At 45.9% G+C, this 6228-nt stretch carries 6 protein-coding genes; 4 read left to right on the top strand and 2 right to left on the bottom strand.

Annotated elements, in window-relative coordinates:
- On the top strand, positions 1–417 hold a 417-nt coding region (locus KDK15_RS20880; protein WP_257297333.1), incomplete at its 5' end, for a hypothetical protein.
- Between the two features lie 78 nt (positions 418–495).
- Here KDK15_RS20880 and ettA read toward each other — a convergent pair.
- A complete protein-coding gene (gene ettA, locus KDK15_RS20875; protein WP_257297332.1) occupies positions 496–2163 on the bottom strand; it encodes an energy-dependent translational throttle protein EttA in 1668 nt (555 codons plus the stop codon).
- A 265-nt stretch (positions 2164–2428) separates the two neighbouring features.
- Here ettA and KDK15_RS20870 point away from each other — a divergent pair, with 265 nt between their 5' ends.
- Positions 2429–3829 carry an SET domain-containing protein gene (locus tag KDK15_RS20870; protein ID WP_257297331.1) on the top strand — a complete coding sequence of 467 codons (1401 nt, stop codon included), beginning with the start codon at positions 2429–2431 and terminating at the stop codon, positions 3827–3829.
- 44 nt (positions 3830–3873) lie between these two features.
- Here KDK15_RS20870 and KDK15_RS20865 read toward each other — a convergent pair whose 3' ends face one another.
- Entirely contained in the window at positions 3874–4872 is a 999-nt protein-coding gene (locus tag KDK15_RS20865; RefSeq protein ID WP_257297330.1) for an SET domain-containing protein, read from the bottom strand.
- A gap of 99 nt (positions 4873–4971) precedes the next feature.
- On the opposite strand from KDK15_RS20865, the gene KDK15_RS20860 reads away from it, so the two are divergent.
- Complete coding sequence (locus KDK15_RS20860) at positions 4972–5172, top strand: hypothetical protein (protein WP_257297329.1); 201 nt, start codon at positions 4972–4974, stop codon at positions 5170–5172.
- Between the two features lie 66 nt (positions 5173–5238).
- Positions 5239–6159 carry a hypothetical protein gene (locus tag KDK15_RS20855; protein ID WP_257297328.1) on the top strand — a complete coding sequence of 307 codons (921 nt, stop codon included), beginning with the start codon at positions 5239–5241 and terminating at the stop codon, positions 6157–6159.
- The last annotated feature ends 69 nt before the right edge of the window (positions 6160–6228 follow it).

Below are 6228 nucleotides of genomic sequence, written 5' to 3'. Positions count from 1 at the left end.
ATTCGAACCGATTTATTATTTCTCAGCCTGAGAAACACGTATCCAGCCATTTTTGACCGCAACACAGATCTATGCATCTACCATTATGATTTATGGACATACAACGCTATTTTCATCAATGACCAAGGTAACTCCGTCCCTCTTCGCACCATTTTCGATCCATCGACTAAATCTTTTAGCTGGGATAGATTGAAACAGGAGCTGGAAAAAAAGGGTTTTGAATATAAGAAGTTATTCGAAACAACCCCTTCTGAAACATTTTTTGAGAGCTGGCAGGTTGATACTGTTGACGGTTTTCATTCCAATAGCCGGAGGGGAACTGCAGTATCAGATTGTATCACGCCCAGCTCTCAACGCCCTGTTAGTGAAAGTACAATTCCCTCTGGGGAGTTGAATACCGATAGTTTCTTATTCTGATCTGAAGAAGCTTAACCGGGTAACACTCGATCACCTCGAATTAACTCAGGTGATTGGGTGCATTAGCAGAAGATATACTCAAGCATCAATACGTTTGTACTTAATTCGATGAGAACCAGCAGCATCTTCACCTAAACGGGCAACCTTATCGGCCTCATACTCGGTGTAGTTACCTGCAAAGAAGGTCACTCTGGAGTCGCCTTCGTAGGCCAGAATATGAGTGGCGACACGGTCCAGGAACCAGCGATCGTGGGAGATCACCATGGCACAGCCGGGGAAGGCCAGCAGGGCTTCTTCCAGGGCACGCAGGGTCTCAACGTCGAGGTCGTTGGAAGGTTCGTCCAGCAGCAGTACGTTACCACCGTCTTTTAATGTGGCAGCCAGCTGGAGACGGCCCCGCTCACCACCGGAGAGCTCACCGACACGCTTCTGCTGATCACCACCCTTGAAGTTGAAGCGGCCAATATAAGCACGGGACGGCACTTCATAGTTGTTGATGCGCAGAATGTCCTGACCATCAGAAATGGCTTCCCAGACGGTTTTGCTGTCGTCCAGTTCATCACGAAGCTGCTGAACGTTGGAGATCTTGATGGTATCCCCCAGTTCAATGGTTCCGGAATCCGGCTGCTCCTGCCCGGTGATCATTTTGAACAGGGTGGACTTACCGGCACCGTTACCGCCGATAATGCCCACGATGGCCCCTTTGGGAATGCTGAAGCTCAGGTCATCAATCAGCAGGCGGTCACCGAACCCTTTGGACAGGTTGTTGACTTCAATCACTTTGTCGCCCAGGCGTGGGCCGGGTGGAATGTAGATTTCATTGGTTTCGTTACGGGTCTGGAAGTCCTGGGACTGCATCTCCTCAAAACGGGCCAGACGGGCTTTGGATTTGGACTGACGGCCTTTGGCGTTGGAGCGAACCCACTCAAGTTCGTGCTCCATGGCTTTGCGACGGGCATCCTGCTGCTTCTGTTCCTGTTCCAGACGCTGCTCTTTCTGTTCCAGCCAGGCGCTGTAGTTGCCCTGGTAAGGAATACCTTCACCACGGTCCAGTTCCAGAATCCAGCCAGCGGCATTGTCCAGGAAGTAACGGTCGTGGGTGATAGCAACGACGGTTCCGGGGTATTCAACCAGGAAGCGTTCCAGCCAGGCAACGGATTCCGCATCCAGGTGGTTGGTGGGTTCGTCCAGCAGCAGCATTTCAGGACTGGAGAGCAGCAAGCGGCAGAGGGCCACACGGCGACGCTCACCACCAGAAAGGTGTTCAATTTTGGCATCCCACTCAGGCAGACGCAGGGCATCGGCTGCCACTTCCAGCTTGCGCTCCAGGTTGTGGGCATCGGCGGCCTGAATAATGTTTTCCAGACGGGCCTGTTCAGTGGCCAGGGCATCAAAGTCGGCATCGGGATCAGCGTAGGCTGCATACACTTCGTCCAGGCGCTGCTGAGCGGCCTTAACTTCACCCAGTGCTTCTTCAACCACTGCACGGACGGTTTTGGCCGGATCCAGCTCAGGTTCCTGGGGCAGATAGCCAACGTTCAGGTTGGGCTGAGGGCGGGCCTCACCATCAAACTCTTTATCCACACCGGCCATGATACGGAGCAAGGTGGATTTACCCGCACCATTCAGGCCCAGTACACCAATTTTCGCACCCGGGAAAAAGGAGAGGGAAATATCTTTTAAAATCTGGCGTTTAGGGGGAACGATTTTGCTCACCCGGTTCATGGTATACACGTACTGTGACATTATACTTACCCGTAATAAATTGACCTGAATAATACAATACAACAAAGAATGGTAAAACAATCTCGGCAAAAGCCAGATCAGGGCGCTGGTAAAACGATGTGAAATCATGTTTCTTGCGAAATCGTTCACATTTTACGCTGTTAATCAATAGCAAAAAAATGGGCTCATCACGAATCAAAAAGAACAGTAGTCACATTTTTGAACTAAAAGCTGTTCTAATGGTCAAGAATAATGCAATACCAAAAAAAACCTGAAGGATAAAACAATGCATCCAACTGGATTCGGGCTTGGCAATATGCCAGCTTTGAGTCAATTTGACTCAAAAGAAAGTAATCCCCCCCCGGCAAAAAAATTGCGACTCCACCAAGTTGAAAGGAACGTAGCAGATAATAATTCTCTGCCTTCCATGAATTCTCTGCCTGTCATTAATTCCCTGCCACCCAGCTGCAATCACTGCCTTGGTGATGTGAAAACTGTATTGGATCATTCAATGGTCCTTTTAAGCGCCAGAAATACCGTGGTAGTTCCTGGAAAAGATTATTCATCATTAATAAAAAGCCTATCATCTTTTAAAGAAATGATAGACTCTGAACTTGGTCGTTTTACCCGGGGTGCCGGGGACCCTGCTTTGAATGGTCAGGCAGCAATGTATTCCCCTGACTCTCCTGTTTCAGAAAGAGCAATGACGCCAATATCTCCGGGTAGCGAATTCTCTCCCCGGTGCAAAAGATCAACAGAAGGTGTTGTCCACGGTACCGGTGTCATTGCAACCCAAAACTTTAAAGTGAATGAAGAAATATGCCCCTACGATGGACCTTTGGTGTACAGAATCCTTAATCATCATAGTGGAAAATATCATGTCTTTACCATGAAGAGTACGGGCAACGATGGCTTTACTGGTCTTGATTTCCCGGAAAACGACACCTATGTCGCATGGTCGGGCGTTGTTATTGCAAAAGCTGGCAGACCTGCCATTGAACTTGGTCGTAACTGTGAACATGATATCCGATTCCTGAATCACTCCAAGCAAGCCAATGTAATGATTTGCTATACCGGTATGGACTCCGTAGCCTGGGGGGACCGGGACAGTCTTCGGCTGACGGTTGTGGCTCTGAGAGATATTAAATCGGGAGAAGAGCTGTTATTCGATTATGATAAAAACAAGCCGGATTCTGAAATAGATTTCAGTATTTCGGCGTTAGAACAAGTAACTGAAGAACAAAGAAATAAAATAATAAAGAGAGTTAACGTTCTGAATCAAAAGCATTTACACATCGGGAAAAAAATATCAGCAAAAACACAGGAGAAAGAAGTTGAGTTGCCACAAGAGCTTGATGATGAAATTGGCGAGATCATGGAAAAAATAAATGATTTTCGCTCAGGATCAGGTCATCCTGCAAATATTTATCAGCTGAAAAAAGTTTTAACTTCCAATCAGAAAAAGCTGCTAAATATAATTTTCTCAGATAACGCATTAATTTTGGAAGATCTGGCTTCCTATTTGTCCTCAGTAAAAACTGTAGAAACAGAAAACACATTTATGGATAAATTAACGGCAGAAAACATTAAAGATCTGAAAGACTATTTAGAGCGTTCGATTTTTAACCAGAGTCAAACCTGGGTTGACATTGAAGAATTAAAAGAACATTTTGCTTCCTTTAAGTAGAGTGTAATTGGTTAATTGGTATGATAAATATATCATCGCCAGCGCTACTGTTTTTTGATAATGTTCCTGACCACAGTACGAATGGCTTTAACTTTACTTTGCCCGGGTTTTTCTACTGTCGATAGCGTAAAGTCAATTTCTGATTCTGGTAGACCCGGATCGTAATCGAACAGCAGTTCTTCTCCGGGAGAAATGTCTTTCAGGGCAATAACCCGTAACAGAAGCTGATCGCATTCATTGAAAGCCAATCTTCCCGCGACGCGAGGAGTGATGATTTTTACATTGGCATTTTTGGAGTGATTCAGATATCGAATGGGCCCGACAGCATCACGGCCAATCTCAATGCCGGGCGTTCCGGAATGCTTGAGAAAAACGTTTGACCAGGCCGCAAACGTATCTTTCTCCAGAAATCGGGGGACAGGGCTTCCTTTGCCCTGTTCCAGTCTGAATACATTGTATTTTTTTTGTCGGCCAGACTGTCGGCTTTTTCTGCGGTATATCAGTGGGCCATGATACAGAGCGATGAAATCATTTTTTTTAAACCACTGTTTCGACACAACGCCGGTGCCGTGGACGACACCTTGACTGCTTGCCTGGATCCGTGGTCTGAGTTTGCGGTGATTGCCGTTGTCGGACTCTCCAGCGGACTTGGCTTCATGGGAGAGCCAGGAGACAGGTGACTCCGGGGGAGTAGAGGCAGCCCCCGGCGTGTTTTCTGTCTCTTGTAAGCGCAGTAAAGCAAGACTGGTCGTGTCTCTCAGTTTTCGTATGCTGGTAATCGTCTCTTTATTTTGAAATACCCTGAGTTCTGTCGCATTGACGGCCGTAATTGATCTGACGTGCCGGATGGTTTGTAAATCATCCAGAATGTCACAAGGCATAAAATTTTCGTGAGGAGACTCTTCAGCGATTGATCGGTTGAAGCAGTGCTTTCTGGCGCCGGGATCAATGCCAAAAGGGTGAAGTACAGGCGGTTCAACGGGTGGTTCAGTCCTTCTGGGGGAACAGATTGTTGGTATCATTGTTGTGGCGTGTTTTTTCATGGAATTGGATCTATTTGATCGATAAGTTAATTACTAGTTCAAAAATGTTTGTAAGCATTTTTTTATTATTTCGCTGGATTATCTGTCAGGTGTTTTGAAGTGGTCGCTAAAACGCAGTCTGGGGAGCGGGGCGGCTGCCCGGATTTTGAGCCATTCCTCAGTGATAAGGCATTGTCCCGGAATAACTTTCTCTTTTTTGTCACGGAGGAAAATATTGGTAAAACAAAGTCGGAAATGGTGGAAAACGCCGTTGAAATCAGCATGGAACTTTTTCATAACTGCCAATGTCAAAAAAATTAGTGAGATACAACTACCATACCAACCTCCATAGGTTGGCAACTATAATTTTTGAATAAGGATTTGATTATGTTATTGGGACCTTCGGCAACTATTACTCCACAAGACAACATCTTACTGCGCGAACAATTGAAGATTGGCACTGGTCAAGTGGAAGACCATACAACTGAGCCAACATTTAAAGGCCGATTTATTGCCAGTCTTCCTGAATGTTTTAATAAAGAATTACTGAATCAGGTATACCTGGAATCAAAAAAGCCAAAAAGTATTAATGACCCTAATCGCAATTTTTTTAAGGAAATGTGTTTCCACCCAATTTTCCATAATGGCTCTACCTTTAAGGGTTGCGAATATGTGAATCTGCTCGGGGGTACACAACCATGTGATTCTGGAACTGAATTAAGAGCACCCCTTGTCAAATTTGACAGATTTTGTAAATTGGCTAACAAAGATGAGGTGAGAATTAGGCTAGCTAAAGCAAATGCCACTGAAGCAATGGCTATTTTCACCTGCTCCATCCTGGAAAGAATGGCAACTCTAGGCGGTTGGTCCGATCAGTCAGTACCGATGACTGCCAGAATATTAAGATATACGCTCAATTCAGGCAACCCGAAAATAGTGGGTCTTCCTTGGGCTACTGATCCGACCCGTTTATCCATGACAGCAGTCATCTCGCCATGCGAGCAGGAGGACGGTGAATACTCCGGTGGAGATCTTCTCTTTGCCGAAAAAGCACCAGAAACGTCTCCTGCAGAAAAATATCTTCCTGAAACAATTAAACGATATCCCTATCCAAAACACGGCTGCCATATTGTTGATAGCGTCTTTTCAATGGACACTGCTGGTGATATGCGTTTGGTTAAAGGGGAGGAGTGTCACCGCATCGTAGTAGTTGTGTCCGCACACCCGAGTAAAGAACAATTTATTTCTTTTTTGGGCAAAAATTCAGACAAAAATCTGGTGGATAAAGATAGCCCGGATATTTCATAAACGTGCTTCCCGCTCTCGCTTGTCCTTTGACGCTCTGGGAGGCTGTCCAAGACAAGAATAGTGCCATTA

Source organism: Endozoicomonas sp. YOMI1, from assembly GCF_024606345.1.
In the GTDB taxonomy this organism is placed as follows: domain Bacteria; phylum Pseudomonadota; class Gammaproteobacteria; order Pseudomonadales; family Endozoicomonadaceae; genus Endozoicomonas.
This window is presented reverse-complemented; position numbering and strand designations above follow the sequence as displayed.